The 21,644-nt window shown below is 51.1% G+C and carries 25 protein-coding genes and 1 pseudogene; 10 read left to right on the top strand and 16 right to left on the bottom strand.

The window, feature by feature from the left end:
- Positions 1-529 precede the first annotated feature (529 nt).
- The gene (locus ACN1CO_RS16655; protein WP_419139906.1) at positions 530-961 is read left to right on the top strand and encodes a GNAT family N-acetyltransferase; all 432 of its coding nucleotides are present in this window, start codon (positions 530-532) and stop codon (positions 959-961) included.
- A gap of 238 nt (positions 962-1,199) precedes the next feature.
- On the opposite strand, the gene ACN1CO_RS16650 is transcribed toward ACN1CO_RS16655, so the two are convergent.
- From ACN1CO_RS16650 to ACN1CO_RS16625, 6 genes and pseudogenes are all read right to left on the bottom strand, one after another.
- Positions 1,200-1,763: a hypothetical protein gene (locus ACN1CO_RS16650; RefSeq protein ID WP_419139905.1), complete on the bottom strand. Its 564-nt coding sequence runs from the start codon at positions 1,761-1,763 to the stop codon at positions 1,200-1,202.
- A 162-nt stretch (positions 1,764-1,925) separates the two neighbouring features.
- The gene (locus ACN1CO_RS16645) at positions 1,926-2,864 is read right to left on the bottom strand and encodes an omptin family outer membrane protease (RefSeq protein WP_419139904.1); all 939 of its coding nucleotides are present in this window, start codon (positions 2,862-2,864) and stop codon (positions 1,926-1,928) included.
- Positions 2,865-3,106: 242 nt separating this feature from the next.
- Positions 3,107-3,619 carry a GNAT family N-acetyltransferase gene (locus ACN1CO_RS16640; protein WP_419139903.1) on the bottom strand — a complete coding sequence of 171 codons (513 nt, stop codon included), beginning with the start codon at positions 3,617-3,619 and terminating at the stop codon, positions 3,107-3,109.
- 155 nt (positions 3,620-3,774) lie between these two features.
- Positions 3,775-3,948: pseudogene (locus ACN1CO_RS16635) on the bottom strand (YdgH/BhsA/McbA-like domain containing protein); the annotation flags it as partial.
- A 90-nt stretch (positions 3,949-4,038) separates the two neighbouring features.
- Positions 4,039-4,179: a hypothetical protein gene (locus ACN1CO_RS16630; RefSeq protein WP_419139902.1), complete on the bottom strand. Its 141-nt coding sequence runs from the start codon at positions 4,177-4,179 to the stop codon at positions 4,039-4,041.
- Positions 4,180-4,209: 30 nt separating this feature from the next.
- Entirely contained in the window at positions 4,210-5,112 is a 903-nt protein-coding gene (locus ACN1CO_RS16625) for a LysR family transcriptional regulator (RefSeq protein WP_419139901.1), read from the bottom strand.
- Positions 5,113-5,229: 117 nt separating this feature from the next.
- On the opposite strand from ACN1CO_RS16625, the gene ACN1CO_RS16620 reads away from it, so the two are divergent.
- Positions 5,230-5,955 (top strand): SDR family oxidoreductase, encoded by a 726-nt coding sequence (locus ACN1CO_RS16620; protein WP_419139900.1) that lies wholly within the window; start codon positions 5,230-5,232, stop codon positions 5,953-5,955.
- A gap of 337 nt (positions 5,956-6,292) precedes the next feature.
- On the opposite strand, the gene ACN1CO_RS16615 is transcribed toward ACN1CO_RS16620, so the two are convergent.
- The 3 genes from ACN1CO_RS16615 to ACN1CO_RS16605 are packed head-to-tail and all read right to left on the bottom strand — an operon-like array spanning position 6,293 to position 8,853.
- On the bottom strand, positions 6,293-6,739 hold the full coding sequence (locus ACN1CO_RS16615; RefSeq protein WP_419139899.1) for a hypothetical protein: 447 nt from the start codon (positions 6,737-6,739) through the stop codon (positions 6,293-6,295).
- A 48-nt stretch (positions 6,740-6,787) separates the two neighbouring features.
- Positions 6,788-8,176, bottom strand: a complete 1,389-nt coding sequence (locus tag ACN1CO_RS16610; RefSeq protein WP_419139898.1) for a sensor histidine kinase — start codon at positions 8,174-8,176, stop codon at positions 6,788-6,790.
- Complete coding sequence (locus tag ACN1CO_RS16605; RefSeq protein WP_419139897.1) at positions 8,176-8,853, bottom strand: response regulator; 678 nt, start codon at positions 8,851-8,853, stop codon at positions 8,176-8,178. The genes ACN1CO_RS16610 and ACN1CO_RS16605 overlap by 1 nt, the downstream gene beginning before the upstream one ends.
- A 206-nt stretch (positions 8,854-9,059) precedes the next feature.
- Between ACN1CO_RS16605 and ACN1CO_RS16600 the strand changes: the two genes are divergently transcribed.
- Positions 9,060-9,896 carry a MipA/OmpV family protein gene (locus ACN1CO_RS16600; protein ID WP_419139896.1) on the top strand — a complete coding sequence of 279 codons (837 nt, stop codon included), beginning with the start codon at positions 9,060-9,062 and terminating at the stop codon, positions 9,894-9,896.
- Between the two features lie 269 nt (positions 9,897-10,165).
- On the opposite strand, the gene ACN1CO_RS16595 is transcribed toward ACN1CO_RS16600, so the two are convergent.
- Positions 10,166-11,368: an MFS transporter gene (locus tag ACN1CO_RS16595; RefSeq protein WP_419139895.1), complete on the bottom strand. Its 1,203-nt coding sequence runs from the start codon at positions 11,366-11,368 to the stop codon at positions 10,166-10,168.
- A 61-nt stretch (positions 11,369-11,429) separates the two neighbouring features.
- On the opposite strand from ACN1CO_RS16595, the gene ACN1CO_RS16590 reads away from it, so the two are divergent.
- Positions 11,430-12,455, top strand: coding sequence for an AraC family transcriptional regulator (locus tag ACN1CO_RS16590; protein WP_419139894.1), 1,026 nt, complete (start codon positions 11,430-11,432; stop codon positions 12,453-12,455).
- A gap of 193 nt (positions 12,456-12,648) precedes the next feature.
- Here ACN1CO_RS16590 and ACN1CO_RS16585 read toward each other — a convergent pair whose 3' ends face one another.
- Genes ACN1CO_RS16585 through ACN1CO_RS16570 form a run of 4 tightly spaced genes read right to left on the bottom strand, consistent with a single transcriptional unit; the run spans position 12,649 to position 16,089 of the window.
- Positions 12,649-13,500 carry a metal ABC transporter permease gene (locus ACN1CO_RS16585; RefSeq protein ID WP_419139893.1) on the bottom strand — a complete coding sequence of 284 codons (852 nt, stop codon included), beginning with the start codon at positions 13,498-13,500 and terminating at the stop codon, positions 12,649-12,651.
- Complete coding sequence (gene sitC / locus ACN1CO_RS16580; protein WP_419139892.1) at positions 13,500-14,360, bottom strand: iron/manganese ABC transporter permease subunit SitC; 861 nt, start codon at positions 14,358-14,360, stop codon at positions 13,500-13,502. The genes ACN1CO_RS16585 and sitC overlap by 1 nt, the downstream gene beginning before the upstream one ends.
- A 2-nt stretch (positions 14,361-14,362) precedes the next feature.
- A complete protein-coding gene (locus ACN1CO_RS16575; RefSeq protein ID WP_419139891.1) occupies positions 14,363-15,178 on the bottom strand; it encodes a manganese/iron ABC transporter ATP-binding protein in 816 nt (271 codons plus the stop codon).
- Positions 15,175-16,089 (bottom strand): metal ABC transporter substrate-binding protein, encoded by a 915-nt coding sequence (locus tag ACN1CO_RS16570; RefSeq protein ID WP_419139890.1) that lies wholly within the window; start codon positions 16,087-16,089, stop codon positions 15,175-15,177. Before ACN1CO_RS16570 ends, ACN1CO_RS16575 begins: the two co-directional genes overlap by 4 nt.
- Positions 16,090-16,502: 413 nt before the next feature.
- Here ACN1CO_RS16570 and ACN1CO_RS16565 point away from each other — a divergent pair, with 413 nt between their 5' ends.
- The 4 genes from ACN1CO_RS16565 to ACN1CO_RS16550 all read left to right on the top strand — a co-directional run bounded on the left by ACN1CO_RS16565 (position 16,503) and on the right by ACN1CO_RS16550 (position 18,249).
- Entirely contained in the window at positions 16,503-16,841 is a 339-nt protein-coding gene (locus tag ACN1CO_RS16565) for a hypothetical protein (protein ID WP_419139889.1), read from the top strand.
- Positions 16,842-17,091: 250 nt separating this feature from the next.
- The gene (ycgZ, locus tag ACN1CO_RS16560) at positions 17,092-17,337 is read left to right on the top strand and encodes a regulatory protein YcgZ (RefSeq protein ID WP_419139888.1); all 246 of its coding nucleotides are present in this window, start codon (positions 17,092-17,094) and stop codon (positions 17,335-17,337) included.
- A 196-nt stretch (positions 17,338-17,533) separates the two neighbouring features.
- Positions 17,534-17,827, top strand: a complete 294-nt coding sequence (locus ACN1CO_RS16555; protein WP_419139887.1) for a hypothetical protein — start codon at positions 17,534-17,536, stop codon at positions 17,825-17,827.
- A gap of 167 nt (positions 17,828-17,994) precedes the next feature.
- Complete coding sequence (locus ACN1CO_RS16550; protein ID WP_283545090.1) at positions 17,995-18,249, top strand: biofilm/acid-resistance regulator YmgB/AriR; 255 nt, start codon at positions 17,995-17,997, stop codon at positions 18,247-18,249.
- A 394-nt stretch (positions 18,250-18,643) separates the two neighbouring features.
- On the opposite strand, the gene ACN1CO_RS16545 is transcribed toward ACN1CO_RS16550, so the two are convergent.
- Positions 18,644-18,838 carry a hypothetical protein gene (locus ACN1CO_RS16545; protein ID WP_419139886.1) on the bottom strand — a complete coding sequence of 65 codons (195 nt, stop codon included), beginning with the start codon at positions 18,836-18,838 and terminating at the stop codon, positions 18,644-18,646.
- Positions 18,839-19,209: 371 nt separating this feature from the next.
- Between ACN1CO_RS16545 and ACN1CO_RS16540 the strand changes: the two genes are divergently transcribed.
- Positions 19,210-20,226 carry a substrate-binding domain-containing protein gene (locus tag ACN1CO_RS16540; RefSeq protein ID WP_419139885.1) on the top strand — a complete coding sequence of 339 codons (1,017 nt, stop codon included), beginning with the start codon at positions 19,210-19,212 and terminating at the stop codon, positions 20,224-20,226.
- A 112-nt stretch (positions 20,227-20,338) separates the two neighbouring features.
- Positions 20,339-20,734, top strand: a complete 396-nt coding sequence (locus tag ACN1CO_RS16535; RefSeq protein ID WP_419139884.1) for a cupin domain-containing protein — start codon at positions 20,339-20,341, stop codon at positions 20,732-20,734.
- 22 nt (positions 20,735-20,756) lie between these two features.
- Here ACN1CO_RS16535 and ACN1CO_RS16530 read toward each other — a convergent pair whose 3' ends face one another.
- The gene (locus ACN1CO_RS16530; RefSeq protein ID WP_419139883.1) at positions 20,757-21,641 is read right to left on the bottom strand and encodes a LysR family transcriptional regulator; all 885 of its coding nucleotides are present in this window, start codon (positions 21,639-21,641) and stop codon (positions 20,757-20,759) included.
- Positions 21,642-21,644 lie beyond the last annotated feature (3 nt).

Below are 21,644 nucleotides of genomic sequence, written 5' to 3'. Positions count from 1 at the left end.
GTTGTGGGCTAAAAGATGATTTTTTATTGGTATTTTTCTGACGGGAGTTAAATCGGGGAAAATCGTGATAACCCTAATCTTTACGCGCGTATCTCTGCCTTTAGGTTTAGCAGCTTTTTGGGGATCTGGTGGGGGAGTCGGGAAAAGTCAGCGTTATCTGAGGCGGAAAGGAAAATAAATCGCTATAAAACTAATGATATAACGTTTTTATCTCACTGATTTTACTTCTTTTATGGGATTCATCTCTCGTCTGGAAAGCTTACGAAGCTCATGCAGCTGTTTCATCAACTTTGCCGTGAAAAGCGCAGCCCTGAAGTGCATTTTCAGGTTCGCTAACCCGGCAGGCACTGAAGCGCCTTTAAATATGCAACGATCTGTGGATAAGTGTCCCTGTTCGTGGGCAATGTTCGCTATGAGCGAGTAGCGGACATCATTTTCAGCTGTCATTTCACTTAGAGTTATTTGGCTCTTTACGGATATCTCTGCATTATCATCGAAATTTAGCTTTGTCATACAGGAAGTAAGGCTAATGAACATAAATATCAGACCCGCTCAATTATCTGATGTTGAGAGTATTTTCACTGTCAGAACATCTGTTAACGAGAATCACCTGAGCCGTGAAGAGATGCGGGAGATGGGCATCACCGAAAGTAGCGTGGGGGATATGATCGAAAAGAGTCATTGCACATGGGTTGCCACAAATGATGATGAAGTGGTCGGTTTGTCGATGGTTTTAACGGAGAAAGGCTGTCTTTTTGTTCTTCCAGCCTATGAAGGCAGAGGCATCGGTCGCAGACTGGCTCTGATTGCGGAACAGGAGTTGTTCAGACATCACGACATAGCCTGGCTGGAAACGGATGGAAATAGCCGCGCGGCGAAATTCTATATGCAACTCGGCTGGGGGAATAAGACAAAGTTAGATGGCGATTTTATCCGGTTAGAGAAGCATCGCGATGCCTGAATTTCTTTCACACTCATCGGGTTTAACTTCAGGCCTCAGTAAGCTTAACGTATTTTTCTTGAGGCAAAATATGTCATTGCCAGTTTGAATGACGAGACGTGAAAATGATTATTTCAAAGGCTATCCATTGCCTCGTCGGAAGTTGTGTGAATGCTCACCCCTTTCCGATGTGAACGATAATGTACGTTTTCTCACGATCTCTTAAAATGGCGTAGTTACAGAGATGCTTCAATGGTGATTAGCTTCCACCTATAAGATGCTGACAACGATTTCTGGCGTCCCAATTATTCTGGGGAAGTATTTTAAAATCAGAAGCAATTTTTTTCGGGTCTGAATTAACAGTGATTGCATAATCAGACGAAATTTCCCGGGCACCATACTGAGTATTAAGAAAGTATCGTTTGCCAGGCTCTGGCATGAATGGAACCCATTGTGAGAGTAAATAAGTTTCCAGGAATCTCGTTTTTTTTCCGTTTTGGTCATAATCGCTCTTTATTGTATTGAGTTGCTGAAAAGCCATGAGTCTGCCGGGTTTTACCTTTCCGGTCATAACTCGCCCTGCCGAGGGGATAAGATTTGACTCCAGTTGATAACGCTCAACCCTGTCATAACAGGTGCCTTTTTTCTCATAGACTGAAAGATAAAATGTACCCACAAATCCCTCTGGATTGATGGCCACAACCGTGGCGGCATCCTTACCTTCGTAATCTGTGTAATTAAGGGGTAAAAGAATAGAGCAGCCAGCCAGGAAAATAACAGAACACAGCGCAGTAATTTTCTTAACTTCCGGGATAATATGCATTTATTTTCTCTTCCTAAGAATCGGGAGGCTGTAAGTTTCATGCTGCAGGCTAGCTTGTTGAGTCAGAGCTTTTCAGTCACTTTATATCTGATATTTTTTTGCAATAAAAATAAAGCCCCAGAGGGCTTTATTTCTCATCATCCTATGACGTGCAAAGCCGAATCAGAACCGGTATTGCAGACCGGCTGTAATGGTATAGTTTTTATTTGAAATGCCAGCCGCATCTCCATTAATAGAACCCGAATCACCGGAGAATCTGTCAATGATCTGAGTGCTGCCTTTGCCTTCTTCATATTTGCTGTAGTTGAACTCGGCAAAAACTTTGGCGTTAGGCGTTAAATAATATCCCGCATCTACAGAAGTTCCGTAGTATCGCGAATTAGTCGTTTTCTCACGGAAGGTGAGATCACGCATGTAGTGCTCATCGTTATCGTGTGCCCGAACCCAGTCGCTGAATTTAAATAAGGCGTTAAATTCAAAGTCGTTAATACGATACTGGCCTGCGAGGCCAATGTACGGCATGGAAAAACGCTGGCTGTAGCCAATACCACGTTCGCCTCTCGGGAAATCACCGGTTGAAGCGCCGTTATCGTAATTGTATGAACCGCCAAAGGCCGTCCAGCTTAAACGGGTTTCCTGATAACCAGCAGTCAGACCGGCCTTATAGTTATCACCCTGTAACGCCCAGCCCTTTACATTGAGATCATATTCATTGGCGTAATTAACATCCGTACGGGGATGGGAGGAATGATCTGTCCAGTCAGACTGGTTGTCATCAAGCCAGTCATAGTCATCCATATGACCTGAACCAGAAGCCAGGGAAGTCCAGCCTCGCGCATTCAGAGTCAGAAATGAGTATGCATCCCAGGAGAGTTCGCCTTTCAGAATAGCCACATTCTTTATTTTCCAGTCCAGCTGACTGACTTTGCGGCCTGTTTCTGTGTCGTAAACCATCTCATGAGATTTGCCACTCAGCATCCCGGCTGACGTCGACACGGTAAAGCTTTCCGGAGAAAAATTCGATAAAAACCGATCTGAATCTGCACAGGCTCCACCTGACAGAGTCGCCATCATCATCACTGCAACGGTGCTTTTTTTCATTTTAATTCGATATCCATGAAGGTAATCCTTGTACAGCAGTCCCGTCATTTTTGTAGCACGGCAACTGCGTTTCTATACTCACCTGTAAGGCACAAGTTCCGGAACATTGACGAAACCCTTCGCTACAACTCATATGAAGCCAGTGATTTCATACACCTTTTCGCTCGCAGATTTGAACCGTTAAGGCAAATTCCTTCATCGGCTGTTTTTAGAAAAACATAAATTTTTTTGTCGTTTCTCAGTTAGTCAGCTGCCTGGGATCCGACTAAACCGTCGAAAGCCAGTTTGCTCAGGCGTTCACCCTGAAGGGCATAATTCACAATGCTGTCATCTACCCTTCCACCCAGAGAGCGATAAAAATGGTTAGCCCGATGGTTTGATTTCTCAGCGTTCCAGCTCAGGCTGCGGCATGCCTGTTCAAGAGCGAGTTTCGCCATAAAGCGCATTAAGGATTTTCCTATACCCTTCCCCCGCTCACTGTCTGAGACATAAAGCTCTTTGATGTGAAGCTGACCGCTGTAACGTGGGGAAGGGTATAAAATACTGCAGCAGGCCAGCCCAATAATATGGGTGTCGCAGCGCGCCCTGATTATCCATGTACCAGAGCGCTGGCTAAAAAGTTGAAGGCGGAGATAATCCTTTAACAGCGGTTCCTGAATAATGCCCTTGCCATAATAATGTTCTTCCATTTCGGTGAAAATTAACACCATGGATTCCCATTCTTCTGGTGGGCACTGTTCTATCGTGACTTCCATGTTTATTCCTTTGATTTAAGTTGACGTAAAGTCTGGACAGGATTCAAAAAAAATAGAGCAGGCTGGCAAAAAGCGGTTTACAGGCGAGTGGCACGAGCAGTAAACGCAACGCGGAGTCGATACCGTCCGCATTGCGTTACCGCACATTAACACGCTTATTTGTAGATATCTGCGGTGCCAAACAGGACGTTATTGCCACCCGCCGCCACGATACGGTAACTGCTGGCCCCCGCCGCCTGTGCTTTAGCTGCCAGATTAGCCTTTAACTCAGAAAGCGTAGTCGAACCACTGCTGTCAGAAACGCGACCGATAAGGGTCTTACCTTGCGGCCCGATTGCGCGAGTTTTCAACCCGGTAAAAAGGCTGCATCACCGCATACATCTCTTCCGGCGGGATACCGGGACCGCGATCCAGCACCGCTACATTGACCTGACCGCCTCCTGTCGTACCACCACTTCCGCGCTACCTGAGAACTTCAGCGCATTGTCGATCAGTACAGCAAGCCGGGGCAGGTTCAGATGCGTTAAATGCCACTTTGCCGCTGTCAGCCAGACTCCCATAGGGGATCTGGCTTTTTTATAGTTGCCTGGTCAATCAAGCGGCTCAGGCGGTTCCTGCACCTCTTTCAGAAAATCCACAAAAGCGCGCAAAGGCGCTGACATAAAGCGGCTGGGGAAGTACAGCCAGGGACCTTCAAATTCGGGCCACCACTCCGTAAGCACCGGCTGCAACTCACCCGTCGTAAAGCAGGGCTGCAGCCAGTTTTCAAAGACGGCGATAATGCCCTGCCCTTTTTTTGCCAGCTCAATTGCCCCTGAAGCACCATTAACGCCGATAGTCAGACGGCCAGCAGGATTAACGCTGACGATTTCCCCGTTGCGCTCAAACTCCCAGGGTATCAGCGCACCGCTGGAATACTTAAGGCGGATGCAGTGATGTTCGGCCAGGGCGGTCGGATGAACGGGAATACCGTGGGAAGTAAGGTATGCAGGAGCTGCAGCCAGCGCCAGACGCTGGCGGCGCGGGCCGACAGGAACGGCTACACTGTCCTGGGCCAGATGCTCACCATAGCGTATGCCTGCATCGCAGCCTTCTGCCGTGGCATCAATCAGTCGATCGTCCACCATAATTTCTACGCGCAGCAACGGATGTCGTTCGAGAAATTGCTCCAGCAGGGGCGGCAGAATATCGACCATCACCGCGCCGGTCACGTTCAGTCTGAGCTGCCCGCGCACCTCCCGTTGCGAACTTGCCACGTCATTCATCACCGACCTCATTTCGCTCAGCAGAGGTGCCATTCGTTCGGCCAGCATCCGGCCTGCTTCGGTGGGCGTCACGCTTCGGGTTGTGCGGATAAACAGCGGAACGCCAAGGCTCTCTTCCAGCGCGGTGACCCTCTCACTGACCGTTGAGGGGGCCAGGCCTAGCGTTTTAGCCGCTGCCCGGAACCCCTGGCCTCTGAACACAGCAAGAAATATCGCGACATCATCCATCTCAACTCCGCTATTGTTCGATTTTCCGAACAGCGTATTCGTATTGCGACCTCTTATCAAACAGCTGTAACAGATTTATAACCCAGAGACACCTGCATAAATCACTGAGGCTACAACATGAAGAAGAGAACGGTTTTAATTACCGGTGCCAACAAAAGTATTGGCTTTGAAACGGCCAGGGAGATGGGGAATCGGGGATATAAGATCTGGCTGGGTTGTCGTGACGTGGCGCGCGGTCAGGATGCTGTCAGCCTGTTGCTATCGGAAGGTATTGAAGCGAGGCTGGCTATCATTAACGTGACAGATCAGGAAAGTATTGATGCGGCCGTCGGACAGATAAAGTCAGAAGAGGGAAAACTGGATGTGCTGATCAACAATGCGGGTATACCCGGAGCCTGGCCCATCGCGCCAGAGTCGCAAAGCATCAGCGATATCATGACGGTTTATAACACCAACGTTTTCGGCGTTATCAGAGTCACGCAGGCTTTTCTGCCGCTGCTCAAATTGGGCGAAGAACCCCGGATCATCATGGTCAGCAGCGGACTGGGATCCCTGGAGTGGGTTTCTGACAAATCGCATCCCTACTCTCAGGTTGCGGCTCTGGGCTACACCAGTTCGAAAACGGCGTTAAATGGCGTTACGGTGGCCTTTGCCAATGCGTTGTCTGACCATGGCATCAGCGTAAACGCCGTTGATCCGGGTTATACGGCCACCGATTTTAACGGTCACACCGGTTACAGAACGGTCTCCGAGGCGGCCAGGGGTATCGTCTGGCTTGCGGCGGAAGCATCTCAGATAATCACCGCAGGCTTCTATTTCGATGGCAAGCGCGCGCCCTGGTGAGTCTGGTTTTAAAACGTATTCAGCCTGCCCCAGATCGGGCAGGCGGTTTTGCCGGGTTGTGTCAGAACAGCTGGGATGTTGCGGGCAATACGATTTCAAATATGTCCGAATCATCCTGCAGGAAATAAGCGGCTCAATATGACTAAACCTATTTAACTCTCATTAATGACCGCTTCATCGCGAAGCGGACAGAAAGCCAGATCATGAGGTGCGCTTTGAGCAGGAAGCTAACGTTCGCAATTTTCTCATTACTGATGAACACATTACTTAAATCGCGATGTGTAAATCAACGGGGTGATAAGTTATATAGCCTGAGATGCTTCACGTTATTAACGAGTCAGTCGTTCTGGCAAGTTTTATCGCCATTAGCCCAGCGCTTGATATCACTAATATTTGGCGACCGAATGCCCACACTCAGGATGTTCTTAGTTGTGTATAGGCTGACCTGTGCTTTGTTCCCATCATGTTTTTCTATTTCAATTAGCGTGTTGTTAACCAACAGTCCCTCCGAAAGGAGCTTTTGATTGATCTCACCTTCATTGCGCTCACCGTCAAACTCGCTTAATACGATGACCGGATTTCCTGAATATGCCTCATATTCCAGGCACTGCCTGGCCATGTATCTTAAGGTTCGATAGGTATCGGATGGCGCCGTCTTAATCGTGAAGCTGCCGTCATAAGATGATTGACTGCTTTTTAATTCGCTGATGGTTATGGCGCACCCACTGATTAAGAAAGAAAATAATAGTGTAAACAGGGTCAAATATTTCAATTCCAACTCCATTGTTCTGACAGAGGCCCTCCGCTGAGCGGGTAAAAATCGTATTTTATTTCAGACGGAATTGTTGTCTGGAAAGTCAACAGTAACCATGAGTCCACCTTCAATAGACGTACTCAGCCATATGCTGCTGTTGTGTTGCTGCGCAACCGCTTTGACTATGGCAAGCCCCAATCCACTCCCGTTTTGTATCTGATTGGGATCGCGAAAAAATCTATCGAATACGCGCTCCCTCAGTTCAAATGGGATGCCGGGTCCTGCATCTGAGACACGTAACTGAGTAGATTGATTAAGTGACCGTACATCCACCTCGACCCGTCCGCCCTCGGGACTGTACTTCACGGCATTTTCAATTAAATTATCAATCAGCGACATCAGGCGTTCCCTGACGCCTGTGATCCATGTTTCATCATCAGAGTAGAATTCAAGCTCAATCCTGCGCTCAGCCGCTAGCGGTGCCAGTGCAGCCATTCGCTCTTGTATAAGCGTTGTCAGCGGTACAGGCTCCATAACAGTGTCAATACGCACTTCGCTTTGCATCATCAATAGCAACTGATTAACAAGCCGCGCAGCACGGCTGTTGCTGCGAATAATCCCTGCAAGCAACTCCTGTTGATTATCGCTGCTTACATAGGACTGCAAAGCCTCCACATTGATCCGCATCGCAGCCAATGGGGTACGCAGTTCGTGAGCGGCATCTGCAATGAAAACCCGTTCCCTGGCAGAACTCTCTCGCACCCTGGCAAGAAATAGATTTGTAGCGTCCACCATTTGGCGAAGCTCCATGTGCTTTGGCACTTCTTTTAAGGGAGAAAGATCTTCTGAAGTTCGTAAGGCAATTTCATTAACCACTTTATTCCAGGGTCGCATTGCAATTCGGATTGACAGCCAGGCGGGGAACAAAAGAAATGGAATGCATACCAGCAGCGGCAATATGTAGTATCCACGCGAGTTCAGGTAGATAAAAAAGTTCCAGCCAGCGGCAGGGGTGACAAGTGTTACCTCCGCATCGGACCTCCCGGACTTGAGAGTACGGCTAGTCCAGGTGCGACCTCCGCTCTGGACGCTCTGAATTTTACCGTACCGGGTGTTTGTCACCTCTCTCGGAGCGCCATCGGAAGAATAAATTATCTCTTTATTCTTCCGAACGATGAGGCTGATTGACAGGTTCGAATCTTCACCTCCGCCATAACCTTCCCGCAACGCTGTGCTGAACTTTTCCAGCACGGCGGTGAGATCCTGCGGACGATCATCCATACGATCAACCAGTGTAAGAATGGTTTCGTAGGTATTGCTGCCCGTTAGCATAGGGGGGCTACGCAAGTTCTCCCACAAAATGTAGGTCAGAAAAAAACACCAAAGCAGTGTAAGCAGTAGCATCTGGGCGATCACAATTCGCCGTGCTAGCGTTGGATTTCTCAGGTGGCGCCAAAAATTTCGCATCAACCAGCCCCTTTCTGAAGCGGTAATGTATCAATGACATACCCTACGCCCCTCACCGTTCGGACATAACCGTCGCCGATTTTGCGACGTAAATTACCCATATGCACATCGAGTGCATTGCTCATATTTTCTTTTGCACCGAATATCCTTTCTTCCAGAAACCTTCGTGTAAGCACGCGATCGGTGCGCATCATTAAAGTTTCAAGCAGCGCATATTCACTTGACGTCAACTCAACATTCCGCGTGCTAACAGTCACGCGGCGAGTCGGCACGTGAAGAGATAACCCACGAATTTCTATTACCTCATTCTCAAAACCGTAACTGCGTCGCGCAAGGGCTCTCACCCTGGCCAGTAACTCGGCAAGAATAAAAGGTTTGACGAGATAGTCGTCAGCACCGGCATCCAGCCCGCTTAGTCGATCCTGCAGAGTGCCTCGCGCGGTCAGAATGATGACGGGGATCCCCTTGAGCTGCTGGCGCAAGTACGCCATCAGGCTCATGCCATCGCCGTCGGGCAGTCCGAGGTCAAGCAACACAAGTTCTGGCACGCAGGTAACGAGTTGATGCAGCGCATCAACTTTGCGGCGGACCCATATGACATTTAATCCTTGATCTTCAAGGGCAATACGTACGCCGTTGCCGAGATCCAGGTCGTCTTCGATGAGGAGAATTTTCACAATAGTTACGTTATCAACAGTAAATGAAGAACGTCTGAAGAAAAAAACGGTATCAGAAAATCTATCAGGTTTGCGTCACTGGCAGGTGCTTAAGTGTTTCTTCATTTTTGGCTCATGAGAACTTTAGGGTGCGGATTCAAACTGAGCGTTCTGGCGTTTAAAACCCGCTTGTATCGTAATCATTTGAATCCATAAGGACTTCTTTAATGAGCAACTTTGAACTGCGTCATAAGTTCCCCTATTCACTCTCAGGGCGCACCCTGAAAAAAATACTGCCGGGCGCGCTGCTGGCGTTACTCACCACCTCAACACTTGCGGCAGAACCACAGGAGGGTAACGCCTTAACGTTGGGAGGAGGCGTGGATGTTACGCCACGCTATTCTGGTTCGGATGAAAATCGTGTCACGACAGCCCTGGTGCTTGACTACTCGATGCAAAATGGGTTCTTCGTAAGTACCACGCGGGGTATCGGTTATGGCAACAGCTCCGGCAAGCTGGATTACAGTACTGCGCTGAGCTATCGCGCAGGCCGTAAGGATCATGACGTGGACAGTGACTCACTGAGCGATGGCAGTGACGATTTGCGGGGTATGGGCGATGTAAAAGGCTCGGCTATCGGGGTATTGGGGCTGGGGTATAAGGTGACCGACTGGCTTCATTTGCAATTGCAGGCTGAGGTGCCATTTACTCAGCGGAACAATGGCGCGGCCCTGCATTTCGGCATTACCAGCCCGCTTTATAGCTCATCGGGCAATACCGTAACGATGGCGCTGATCAGCAGTTGGGGAACGGGCAACTATATGCAAACTTACTACGGGGTAAATTCATCACAGTCAGCGGGATCGGGGTTTACTCAATATGATGCTGGTTCGGGGATTTATGCCTATTCAATTAATATGGAATGGAGTCACAAATTCAACCAGGACTGGAGCGTAGTTGCCGCCACAGGTTTTACGCAGTTGGCTGGAGATGCGCGTAACAGCCCGATTGTGAAACAAAAAGCATCCCCCACTGGAAGCCTGAATGTGACATATAGCTTCTGAACGTAGTTCGATTGCACGGTCAATAAATAGACACTCGATCCGCCTCGATTCAGATGATGGGGCGGTAATGACAAAAGCGATAAAGATAACCAGGCTAACAATGCCCTCTTCTCGCACTACGCCGCTCACAAAATGTCGATCAAGGTCTGCTATGAGGAAAAGCGGACACCCATTTGAGCGAAACGAAGCAGGAAATCTTTAGGTTTCTGTTCAGGCCAGCCATCGGATTCAGCTGGCCTTTATTTAAAACGGGGTCATATTCCAAATGATCAGATCACCGCGACCTTCACTTTTAGTCCAATAACGAGCGTGGCAAGAAACATTATGCAACCCGCAGTAATGAAAACACCGGTTACACCGCTGATAGTAAATAGTAAGCCACCTAACGCAGCACCAGCAGCGATTGAAGACTGTACTGCTGCGACTACCATTCCGCCCGCAGTTTCAGCCTGATCCGGAACAGAACGCGCTACCCAGTTTGACCACGCTACCGGGACGCCACCAAAGGCCATCCCCCACAACGCCACAAGCAATATCAATCCTTTTTCTTCCAGTGGAAATGAAATCATGCTTAATGCGGCTAAACCTACCAGTGCCGGCATAATTATCAGGGTAAAACGCAGGCTTCTTTCCATCAGCCATCCGGCCAGTAGCGTACCGATAAAATTAGCCACACCGAATCCAAGCAGTATTAAAGATAGATGGCCTGCATTAAGTTGAGTAATGTTTTCAAGAGCCGGACGAATGTAGGTAAACAGCGCATACTGACCCGTATGCGCAATAACGCATCCAGTCATTCCAATCGCAATGCCTGGACGGCGAAGTACACTCATGACAGACGCTGTTACCCTCACGTTGTTCGGAGCCATTCCAGGAAGCGTAAACAGCTGGAAAATGAGTGTCAGCACGCCTACTGCGGTTGCGGCAATAAATGCACTGCGCCAGCCATATAGCCCACCTAAATAGCTCCCCAGCGGAATCGAAACGACGGTGCCAACGGCAATACCACTAAAAATAATGGAGAGAGCTCGCGGGACGCTTTTTGCAGGAACCAGTCGCATAGCTACGGCGGCAGCCATACTCCAGAAGCCTCCCAGCGCGATGCCCAGCAGAATGCGCATCACTAACAGAATTGCCAGGCTTGATGACAGTGCGACAAGCAGGTTGGAGGCAATCATAAGTAAAGTAAAACCAAGCAAGACATTTCGGCGATCATAATTACGCGTCAGGCGGGGAACCATCAGACCCGCAAACAGGGCTACTACTGCGGTTACCGTCACAGCCTGTCCAGCAAGGGCTTCGGTGACACCAAGATCGGCGGCCATGGGTGTCAACAGGCTGGCAGGAAGATATTCTGCTGTCAGCAATCCAAAAACGCCCATAGTCAGTGAAATAACAGCCATCCATGCGGATTCTGCAGGTTCTGAACTCTTCAAACTAACGGATACCGCTTCAGTCGCTTCATTTCTCATAACACACTCTTTCCGGGAAAAATTTCAGTTCCAAGTCTAGAGCTGAGAAGCTGGACGATCTATGATGCCACATCCTGATTTTTTACCCGAAACTCCGGACGTGCACATGAAAAAACATTTTGCTCTGTCCTCCGAGCTCGTCAGTGAACTGCTGCTTGAAATGCGCCTGCGGGGTGTTCAGTACCGCCGTTTACAGACTGGCTCTGAGTTTGGCGTCGGTTTTAGTAACAGACCGGGACATGCCTATTTTCATTACATTGCGGTGGGGAAAGCACTGCTGCGCACAAACGACGGTGCAATTCACGAGTTGAAAGCTGGAAGCATGGTATTTATGCCCCAGGGTGAGGAGCATCAGCTTCTATCGGAAGTCGGCTGTGCTTTTCAACACATCGACACGCTGGGCTCTGCGCCTTTGGGCGAGGCCGTCAGCGGAATTAATACCTGCCCTGGTACGCATCCGACTCCCAGCACAGTTCTGTTTTATGGCTGTATGGCGTTCGATCTGGGTGGAATGCAGGGCCTGGGTAAACTGATGCCGCAAGCCATAGTAGTTGAGGCTAATGAACAGATATATCCGGGGCTGGTTCCCATTCTGGGCGCGATGAAATTTGAAATCTGTTCCGGACGCGCTGGCTTCGCAGGCATTCTGGCACGTTTGGCAGAAGTGGCTGCAGCCATGATCGTGCGTGGATGGATTGAAAACGGCAGCGAGAATGCCGCTGGCCTTATCGCTGCGCTACGTGATCCACGGCTTGCTCGTGCGATTCTGGCCATTCATCGCGATACGAGTCGGGAGTGGTCTGTTGCTGAGCTTGCTGCCCAGTCTCATGTGTCACGTTCTGTTTTTGCTGAACGCTTTACCTCAATCATTGGAATACCGCCCCTGCGCTATGCAAGGGAAGTGCGAATGCGCCTCGCTGGGCACTGGATCGTTCATGATAAAATCTCGATCGACACGGTAGCTTTACGTCTTGGCTATGCCTCGCAGGCAGCCTTTAGCAGAGCTTTTAAGCGCATCAATGGATATCCCCCGGGGGCTATGCGACAACGACCCGCTAAAAGCGATTTGGCAGTAAACGACTCTTAATTAATTAACGCATCCTATTTTCTCAACTGCCCGCTTCTGGTGCAAAGCGGGCATCAGCACTTTATCCGGCGTCGCAGACATCTCACCGTCAAATCAACGAACCTCAGAGAAAAAAAGTCCGGACTAAGCCCACCTGCTCTGAGGCCTGCTTTCATCATCGCCCTGGCTCACCGCATTCAAACTGATCATCCCCTCACCCAGCCCTGCCGCCTTCGCGAAGTTTAAGCCGCTCCAGCCGACGGGTTTTGCGTCCCGCGATCACCATCGCCACAATAAACACCAGCGCAAACAGAACAACGATAGTCGGCGCAGGCGCGCTGTCGATAAAGAACGAAAGATAAACCCCACTCAGCGACACCAGCACCGACACCACGACCGCCACCAGCAGCGCATGTGAAAAACGGCGGGTGAGCAGAACCGCGATAGCGCCAGGCGCGATCAGCAGGGAAATGGACAGAATGATCCCTACGGCTTTCAGCGTTGCCACAATGGTCAGCGAGACCATACAGAGCAGCCCGTAGTGCAGCAAACGAGCCGGTAAGCCGGAGACCTGCGCTTGCTGCGGATCAAAACTGAACAGCATAAAATCACGCCACTTCACTGCAATCACCAGGACGATCACGGCGGCGATTATCGACGTCTGAATAATATCCGTGCCGGTAATACCCAGCATATCGCCAAACAGAATGTGATCGAGGTGCACTTCCGGTTTCACAGCGATGTAGAGGATCAACCCCACCGCGAACATGCCTGAGAAGACGATGCCCAGCACGGTGTCCTGTTTAATACGGCTGTTGTCCTGCAAAAAGCCACTGGCGACCGCGCAGAACAGCCCCGCGACAAACGCACCCACCGCCAGCGGGAGTCCCACCATCCAGGCGAGCACAATGCCGGGGAACACCGCATGGCTCATGGCATCGCCCATCAGCGCCCAGCCTTTCAGCACCAGAAAAACCGACAGCAGCGCACAGGGTATCGCCACCACCAGCGCGATAAGCAAGGCGCTATTCATAAACGCGAACTGGAAAGGTTCAAGGATCCACATCAGCCAGGCTCCTTTTGGGGTTGCAGACGGCCACGACGCCGGTTAGCCAGCAGGCCATGTTTCGGTGCAAAGACAAACGCCAGCAGGAACAGCAACGTCTGCGCCACGACGATGATGCCGCCCGTTGCGCCATCCAGATAGTAACTGGCCCAGGCACCGAGAAAACTGGTGATGCTGCCAATGGCGACCGCAATCATCAGCAGACGCGGAAAGCGATCCGTGAGCAGCCAGGCGGTCGCGCCGGGCGTCACTACCAGACAGATCACCAGGAACGCGCCGACGGTTTGCAGCGCCGCCACGGTTGAAACCGCCAGCAGCGTAAAGAACAGAATCTTCAGGCGTTCAGGCCGCAGACCGATGGCACGCGCGTGGTTCTCGTCAAAGAAAGTGACCATCAGATCTTTCCACTTAAACAGCAGAATGATGATCGACAGCCCGCCAATCAGCGCCAGCTGGAGGATATCGGCGGGTGCAATCGCCAGAATATTGCCGAGAACAATGGTCTGAATGTTCACTGCAGTCGGATTGAGCGAGACCATAAACAGCCCCAGACCAAAGAAAGAGGAGAAGATCAGGCCGATGATCGCATCCTCTTTTAAGCGCGTGCGCTGATTGAGCAACAGCATACTGCCCGCCGCTAATCCTCCAGAGAGAAACGCGCCCAGCGCAAACGGCAGACCCAGCATGTAAGCGCCCGCCACACCCGGCACGATGGAGTGTGAAAGCGCATCACCAATCAGCGACCAGCCTTTGAGCATCAGGTAACAGGAGAGAAACGCGCAGAGTCCACCCACCATGGCTGAGACCCACATCGCGTTGAGCATGTAGTGATAACCAAAAGGTTCCAGTAGCAGTTCCATGGTTAACGGCCCTCTTCCCGTGCGGCACGCGGCGCAATAAAGGGTCGTTCATCATCCGTGATGATCTGATCGTCCAGCCCTTTAACCATCACATGGCGTAACACGCCGCTGAACGCACGCTCAAGATTGGCGGCGGTAAAGGTGGTCCGGGTCGGTCCGCTGGCCAGAACGGTGCCTTTTACCATCACCGTGTAATCACAGAACTCCGTGACCGATCCCAGATTATGAGTTGAGACCAGCATGGTCTTGCCCTCATCTCGCAGTTCTCCCAGCAGGCTGATGATTCTGGCCTCGGTCTGGACATCCACGCCGGTAAACGGCTCGTCCAGCAGGATCACGCTGCCCTGCTGGGCGATGGCGCGCGCCAGAAAAACCCTTTTTTTCTGCCCGCCAGAGAGTTCGCCGATCTGACGATGCCGATAATCGAGCATATCAACCCGCGCCAGTGCCTCACTGACAATCTGCTGGTCGTGCGGTTTAGGCCGGCGCAGCAAGCCCATATGACCATAGCGCCCCATCATCACTACATCTTCCACCAGCACCGGAAACGACCAGTCCACCTCTTCCGACTGCGGCACATAAGCGACCAGACTCTGGCGCAGCGCCTGCCGCGTCGGCATACCCAGCACCAAGATGCTGCCGCTGGCGAGCCGGACAAATCCCATCAGCGCTTTGAACAGCGTGGATTTGCCTGAGCCATTGACGCCTACCAGCGCCGCAATCGATCCGCCCGGCACGCTGAAGCTGGCGTCATGCAGCGCGGTGTGACCATTGCGATAGGTCACGGTGACATCGGAAACCACGATAGTGTCTGTCATTGCGCTTTCTCTCCGGCTTTGATGCCCTGCACCAGCGTCTCTGTGGTCACTCTGAGCAGATCAAGATAGGTCGGCACCGGTCCCTGTGCATTGCTTAAGGAATCGACGTAGAGCACGCCACCATAATGCGCCCCGGTTTCCCGTGCGACCTGACGGGCGGGCTTGTCCGATACCGTGCTTTCACTGAACACTGCCGGAATGGCATTTTTCTTCACCTGATCGATCACCTTTCTCACCTGCTGCGGTGTACCCTGCTGATCCGCATTGATCGGCCACAGATAAAGCTCTTTCATGCCCAGGTCACGTGCCAGATAAGAGAAGGCGCCTTCGCTGGTCACCATCCAGCGTTTATCCTCCGGGATGTCTGCAATCTGCTGACGTAAGGGATCCAGCGCGGCAGTAATTTTTTGCTTATAGGCGGCGGCGTTCTGACGATAGGTGTCCGCATGAGCCGGGTCATATTTCATCAGCGCATCGCGAATGTTATCGACATAGATCAGCGCATTGTCTGGTGACATCCAGGCGTGCGGGTTCGGTTTACCGTTGTATGGCCCCTCACCAATGCCCATCGGTTTTATCCCGGCAGAGACCACCACTTCCGGTACCCCTTCCAGGTGCTGATAAAAGCGCTGAAACCAGAGTTCGAGATTGAGTCCGTTCGCCATGATCAACTGCGCGCCCTGTGCCCGTTTGATATCGCCGGGTGTCGGCTGATATTCGTGTATTTCGGCCCCCGGTTTGGTGATGGAGGTGACCTCTGCAGCATCGCCCGCCACGTTTTTTGCCATGTCAGCAATCACGGTAAAGGTCGTCACTACCTTAAATTTCTCTGCTGCATAACTGCTGGTCGTCATCAGCATTGTCAGCAGCGCAATGAATAACAGAGTGGTTATTTTTGTTATCGGGACCATCAGGCGATCTCCAGAGGTGATTAAAAAGAGAACATAAATAGCATAGGCTATTTTTTATAGCACAGGCTATACCTTTGGGACAGCGCAGGGTTGTGAAGTTTCTTCAGCGTTAAAAGCCGGGTGTGAAGTTTTGTAAAGCAGAGTTCTTACTTATTGAAGTGTAATGGTTTAAATTTATCGGCGAAGATCTTGTTGCAAAGGCGCCACGCAACGATAGGCAGTTTTACTGAGCCCTCCTGTCCCATCCCAGCTAAGCGGGTGAAGGAGGAACAGGATTAAAACCCGATTCACCAAGACCTCCGGTTTTCGGAGTGGAATGTGTCACCGGGCTACACACGTGTCAGGTGCAGAAAAGTTCGACAATTAAAATAATCTTATTGATAGGCTGAATTGATTAAGCTTCGTGAATTTTTTTGCTACAGTTAATGTTACTTACCGCAATCACCCAGGAGGATAATTTGTATTTTTCCAGCGACGAAAAAGCGAATGTCATCATTGGCGAAGCCGCAATGAACCTGTTTAATGCTGGTCAGGAAGTTAATGTTGAATTGCTGATTAAAGAGCTACAGGTTATGGCAGAGTCTGAAGTGAATGAGCATCGCCTTGAGCAGATGCAGCATGCACTTCAATGGCTGATGGGATTCAAAACTATCAGTTCGCGCACAACCGCTCCGGCAAACTGGCTTTCCAGTACTCTGGGTAAAGAGTCAATTGCTCCCGTCTCCGCTGATGACATCTTTTTTAAACACTAACAATAGCGTTTAATCCCTTGCCGGCCTGAATATTCAGGTCGGAGCGTTCGGGGACGCTGTTAAAGTTTACAAAATCTGGTACAATTTTCCCCTCGCATCAAACCCCTCGTAACACCCTGTTTTAAAAGCCATAGCATTTTTTGCACAAAAAAAATTATCCCAAAAATCCAAAATTCTGTACAAGTTTTGAAAAGATGTATAACTTGCGTTTCCAGAGTGCTATACATTTTCACCACCTGAGGACAACAACATGCGTCAGAACGGACAAGCCCCGGAAACGATCAGCGATATTGCCCGTTACTTCAATCAGGCCAGCTCCCCTTTACAACAGGAAACGCTCGGTTCGGTTGTGGTTGAAATTCTGCGCGCAGGTCACAGCCTCAGTCGTAAAACGATTTGCAGCAAGCTGTTGCGCCGCCTCGAACTGGCTGCCACGCCAGAAGAAGAGAGCCACCTGCAGGATTTAATCGCGATGTTATTCCGTCGCGAAGAGTGATACCCCCTCACGGCCGTGAGTGTTTTCAGGACGTCGGCTTTACGCTTTCACCCAGGAAGATCCACCTAAATTTCCACCCAGGCTCTACCGTAACAAAAGCCCAGTACTGCTTTCCCGTATCCGGTGCGCGAAGTCGCACCCGCTGACGTATACGGACCCGCAGCATGGCCATTGATTCGCAATCAGAGAAGCCAGTATGTACAGAAGTGAAGATGAGAAACTGACAGATGTCATGATCGGCGAAGCCGTACTGACATTGCTCAAGTCAGACAAACCGGTATCCAGTGATGCCTTAATCACCCAGCTCGAACGGATGGCCGCGGAGGCTGATGACGACAGTAAAGTCTCAGTCATGCGCAAAGCGATCACCGAAGTCCGTAACGGCATGGTCGCCGCGCGTAAACGCGTGCAGGGTGACGGTGCTGAACGTGATAAGACAACTCATCGAATGAACAGCGATGGACCGCCAGAGGGTTCCAGGAAGCACTGATTGAGCATACTGCGTGCATGATAAACGCGGCTGACTTTAAGCGAAGCGGCAAACCTGAACAGAATTTTTAGGCTGGCTGGGCAAAACGAAAACAGCGTCTACACTCGTTTTTGACTTCAACCATTAACCATTGCGTCTGACCCATTTTCCTCAGAGAAAGAAAAATCATGCAACATTCTTCATCAGATTCTTCAATCATTGACTATTTTCGCAGCGCAGGCGATCAGCTTGCTCCGGAAACCGAACTGCTGGGCGCAGTGATTCGCGACATTGTGGCTGATCAAGGACGTGTAACCAATAAAGCGATCATCCTCTATCTGATCGCGGAACTGGAATGCACTTCTGATGAGGTCAGACTGGACCTGTTGCGCAGGACACTGGAAATCGTCGTTGGTCGGACGCCAGACGATACCGGCATCTGATTCCCCATCCTGCGTTATCATTGATAGCGCAGGATACACCCTCGCTTTTCAGGCTTCTTAAATTCCCGCGATATTTAGCCAGGTGAATGGCTCTTTAGAAAACTCTGCCACAGGCGACTGATATTGCAGGCGTTAATAATAGTGTGAATGCAATAAGGCGAGAGCCTAAAATTAATTACCCGGCTTAAATTTCTGTTATAAATAATTAATCCGACCAGCCTGACTGGCACATCATCCCCTGCCCCGGAAATAAAATTAATCATACTGAAAATAAGCAGGGTTTTAATCAGGCTCAGCGTTATTCAATGTGTCTTATTCATACACAGAGTGAGGGATGTGGGAGATAGTTCGGGGTTGAAGTTCAGGATGACGCCCGCCATCGGCGCCATCAACTTTAATGCATTTTGCGGGTGAAAAAGCCTATCGCTTCCTGGCACAATGCTTTCAGTCGGCTGTCACGCGTCTCTTCGCACAGGCGAAACAGGGCGTCCGTAATGTCGTGAAAATGAACCGGCTCTCCTGCCTTAATCAAATCACTGACTACCGCACCAACCAGCGCACGGATCTCATTATCATTATCGTTCTTCACACGACCTCCTGATGGTGTATGAATATACAGTCTATCATTATCCGGCGCTAAAAAACAAAAAATCGGTCGCAGGAAAAATACAAGCGAAGCGGCAGAGTAAATATTAATCACATCAAGGGAGGGCATTATCCGGATTTATTTCAGACCGCATTTTCACAGACTGTGAAATAACAAAAAGTGTGTGATCACCGCAGGCCTTTTTTTGACGTTGAGGAAAATAAATCGGCCTGTTTTATACGGTACTGAAAGAACCCTGAATAGCGGGTTTTTAAAAATCGTTTTATCCCTTTTGCTTTAATCCCCCCCACGCCAGACAGCACCACCAGCAGTATGATAAAACTGTGGTTATCTTCTGATGTCGTGAGTCGCGCATGGCTAAATTCACCCTGAAACAGATCGCTGCCCAGTCGGGCCTCAGCCTGGCCACTATCGATCGTGCCCTGCATCAGCGCGGCAACGTGCATACCCGCACTCAGCATCGCATCCAGCAGGCGATAGCGGACCTGGAACTGATGCAGAAGGCGGGGCTGGCCCGGGGAAGAACGCTTTACTTCGACGTCATCATGCATACTCCTGACCGCTTTCAGCCACTGATACGTGAGGCGCTCAGCAGTCAGATCGCCAGCTTTGCTGCCTTCAGACTCCAGCTGCGTTTCCACTTCGGTGCCAATCTCACAGCGGAAGCGATTAACGCGCTATTGAACAAAAAGGCATTTCACAGTCACGGCGTCATTCTGAAAGCAGCCTGTTCCGATGAGCTTAACCCCACGATTGAATCACTGCTGAAGCAACGCGTTCCGGTGGTCACCATGATGAGCGACTTACCCGGCAGCGCGCGCCTGCGCTACATCGGCATGGATAATTTTGATGCCGGTAAGGTGGCAGCTTTTCTGATGTCAAAATGGCTGCGGGTGAGCCGGTCGCATATCGTGGCGGTGACTGGCAGCCGCGATTTCATCGGCGAACAGGAGAGGATTCAGGGTTTTCAGCGAGCGATGCAGCAGTTTGCGCCCCAGCATCAGGTGAGCGTGGTCGCAGGCGGGTATGGCATTGATGACCGGATGCATCAGTCGGTGACGCAGTTCTTACAGAACCATCCGGACGCTGACGCGGTTTACACGGTCGGCGGCGGTAATCCCGGCATACTGCGCGCGTTTGCCGGACAAAAGCGCCAGGTGAATGCCTGTATCGGTCACGATCTCGATCAGGAGAATTGTGCCCTGCTGCAGGCTGGAAAAATTGATGCACTGATTGAGCATAATTTACAGCTCGATGCGCTGCACGCCTTCAGAACGCTGCTGGAGTTTCATGGATTTCTGCCAGCGTCAGAACCGCCCGCCCCCTACTCTAAAATCAATATCATCACCCGATACAACATGACAGCCTGAAACGCGCGCTTATTAATAAGCCCTGCTTATAGCCCTATGCGCGCAGCGCGGGCTAATCACTCTGCGGCCCGCAGGTTACACTTCAACTCATCCTTAACAGCAGGAGTCAGTTATGAAAATTATCGCCAGTGGATCACAGCCTTCACGCAAAGGGCCAGCAGACTATTTTACCGGCACGGTCCGGATTGATGCGCCTTTTCAGGCAACCGAACCTGCCCGCGTAGGCGGTGCGACGGTGACCTTTGAACCGGGTGCCCGAACCGCCTGGCATACCCATCCTCTGGGGCAGACCCTGAGCATCACCCAGGGACAGGGCTGGATCCAGTGTGAGGGGGAAGCGATTCAGGTGATGAACACCGGAGACATCGTCTGGATCCCTGAGAATGTGAAGCACTGGCACGGCGCCACGCCGGATAACGCCATGACGCACATTGCTATCGCGGAGTCACTGAATGGCTCGCCAGTTGACTGGCTGGAGCCGGTTAGCGATCAGCAGTATCAACGCTGATTAAGAGGTCATTCTGCCCTCTTCAGAGCCTGACGTGATCGATGAGTGCCCTCAGCTTGGGGGCCAGGTTTTTGCGGCTGGGGAAATAGAGATAAAACCCGGCGAAGGCGGGCAGCCATTCATCGAGTAAGGTCACCAGTTCGCCACGCGCGAGGTAAGGCTGGAAGGTCTCTTCCATACCAAAGCTGATGCCGCCTCCCGCGCAGGCGGTGCGAATCATCACCCCCATGTCATTAGTAGTGAGCTGAGGATTGACGGCGACATCAAACTCCCGACCCTGCTCAGCAAACTCCCAGCGATAAGGCGCCAGGCCCGGACCTTTACGCCAGCCGATGCAGCGATGATTCACCAGCTCTTCGGGATGTTGCGGCGTGCCTGCGCGCGCCAGATAAGCGGGCGATGCCACAGCGACCTGACGCTGCGCTGTGGAGACCGGCACCGCGATCATATCCTGCGCAATCACCTCCCCCAGCCGCACACCGGCGTCATAACCCTCCCCGACAATATCAAACTCCTCATCGGTGACGGTGATATCCAGCTCTACCTGCGGGTAAGCGGTGATAAAGCTCGCCAGCAGTTCTCCCCCCAGCATCCGCTCCGCGATTGAGGAGATCGCCAGCCGCAGCTGGCCGCGCGGCTCAGCCGCCAGTTCGGCGATATCGGTGACGGCGCGGTTAAGCTGATTGATCGCCGGCGCTACCTCGGCATAGAGCCGCTGTCCGGCTTCGGTCAGCTGCACTGAGCGCGTGGTGCGCTGCATCAGCGTGATGTTCAGCCGATCCTCCAGCCGCCGCAGACTCTGACTGATCGCCGGACGCGTGACGCCCAGTTGTTCTGCTGCCAGCCGGAAATTTCGCGTCTGCGCCACAACCACAAAAACTTCGAGAGCATTTTTATCGGCATTCATTGG

This window comes from Pantoea sp. R13S299 (genome assembly GCF_048515925.1).
Lineage (GTDB): Bacteria > Pseudomonadota > Gammaproteobacteria > Enterobacterales > Enterobacteriaceae > Pantoea.
Note: the sequence above shows the minus strand (reverse complement) of the source record. Positions and strands in the feature narration are given on the sequence as shown.

Bases quoted from the DNA above. Each gene is read 5' to 3' on its own strand.
- ACN1CO_RS16655 (WP_419139906.1), top strand. From the start codon at position 530: ATGAACATAAATATCAGACCCGCTCAATTATCTGATGTTGAGAGTATT.
- ACN1CO_RS16650 (WP_419139905.1), bottom strand. From the start codon at position 1,763: ATGCATATTATCCCGGAAGTTAAGAAAATTACTGCGCTGTGTTCTGTT.
- ACN1CO_RS16645 (WP_419139904.1), bottom strand. From the start codon at position 2,864: ATGAAAAAAAGCACCGTTGCAGTGATGATGATGGCGACTCTGTCAGGT.
- ACN1CO_RS16640 (WP_419139903.1), bottom strand. From the start codon at position 3,619: ATGGAAGTCACGATAGAACAGTGCCCACCAGAAGAATGGGAATCCATG.
- ACN1CO_RS16630 (WP_419139902.1), bottom strand. From the start codon at position 4,179: ATGGGAGTCTGGCTGACAGCGGCAAAGTGGCATTTAACGCATCTGAAC.
- ACN1CO_RS16625 (WP_419139901.1), bottom strand. From the start codon at position 5,112: ATGGATGATGTCGCGATATTTCTTGCTGTGTTCAGAGGCCAGGGGTTC.
- ACN1CO_RS16620 (WP_419139900.1), top strand. From the start codon at position 5,230: ATGAAGAAGAGAACGGTTTTAATTACCGGTGCCAACAAAAGTATTGGC.
- ACN1CO_RS16615 (WP_419139899.1), bottom strand. From the start codon at position 6,739: ATGGAGTTGGAATTGAAATATTTGACCCTGTTTACACTATTATTTTCT.
- ACN1CO_RS16610 (WP_419139898.1), bottom strand. From the start codon at position 8,176: ATGCGAAATTTTTGGCGCCACCTGAGAAATCCAACGCTAGCACGGCGA.
- ACN1CO_RS16600 (WP_419139896.1), top strand. From the start codon at position 9,060: ATGAGCAACTTTGAACTGCGTCATAAGTTCCCCTATTCACTCTCAGGG.
- ACN1CO_RS16595 (WP_419139895.1), bottom strand. From the start codon at position 11,368: ATGAGAAATGAAGCGACTGAAGCGGTATCCGTTAGTTTGAAGAGTTCA.
- ACN1CO_RS16590 (WP_419139894.1), top strand. From the start codon at position 11,430: ATGATGCCACATCCTGATTTTTTACCCGAAACTCCGGACGTGCACATG.
- ACN1CO_RS16585 (WP_419139893.1), bottom strand. From the start codon at position 13,500: ATGTGGATCCTTGAACCTTTCCAGTTCGCGTTTATGAATAGCGCCTTG.
- sitC (WP_419139892.1), bottom strand. From the start codon at position 14,360: ATGGAACTGCTACTGGAACCTTTTGGTTATCACTACATGCTCAACGCG.
- ACN1CO_RS16575 (WP_419139891.1), bottom strand. From the start codon at position 15,178: ATGACAGACACTATCGTGGTTTCCGATGTCACCGTGACCTATCGCAAT.
- ACN1CO_RS16570 (WP_419139890.1), bottom strand. From the start codon at position 16,089: ATGGTCCCGATAACAAAAATAACCACTCTGTTATTCATTGCGCTGCTG.
- ycgZ (WP_419139888.1), top strand. From the start codon at position 17,092: ATGCGTCAGAACGGACAAGCCCCGGAAACGATCAGCGATATTGCCCGT.
- ACN1CO_RS16555 (WP_419139887.1), top strand. From the start codon at position 17,534: ATGTACAGAAGTGAAGATGAGAAACTGACAGATGTCATGATCGGCGAA.
- ACN1CO_RS16550 (WP_283545090.1), top strand. From the start codon at position 17,995: ATGCAACATTCTTCATCAGATTCTTCAATCATTGACTATTTTCGCAGC.
- ACN1CO_RS16540 (WP_419139885.1), top strand. From the start codon at position 19,210: ATGGCTAAATTCACCCTGAAACAGATCGCTGCCCAGTCGGGCCTCAGC.
- ACN1CO_RS16535 (WP_419139884.1), top strand. From the start codon at position 20,339: ATGAAAATTATCGCCAGTGGATCACAGCCTTCACGCAAAGGGCCAGCA.
- ACN1CO_RS16530 (WP_419139883.1), bottom strand. From the start codon at position 21,641: ATGAATGCCGATAAAAATGCTCTCGAAGTTTTTGTGGTTGTGGCGCAG.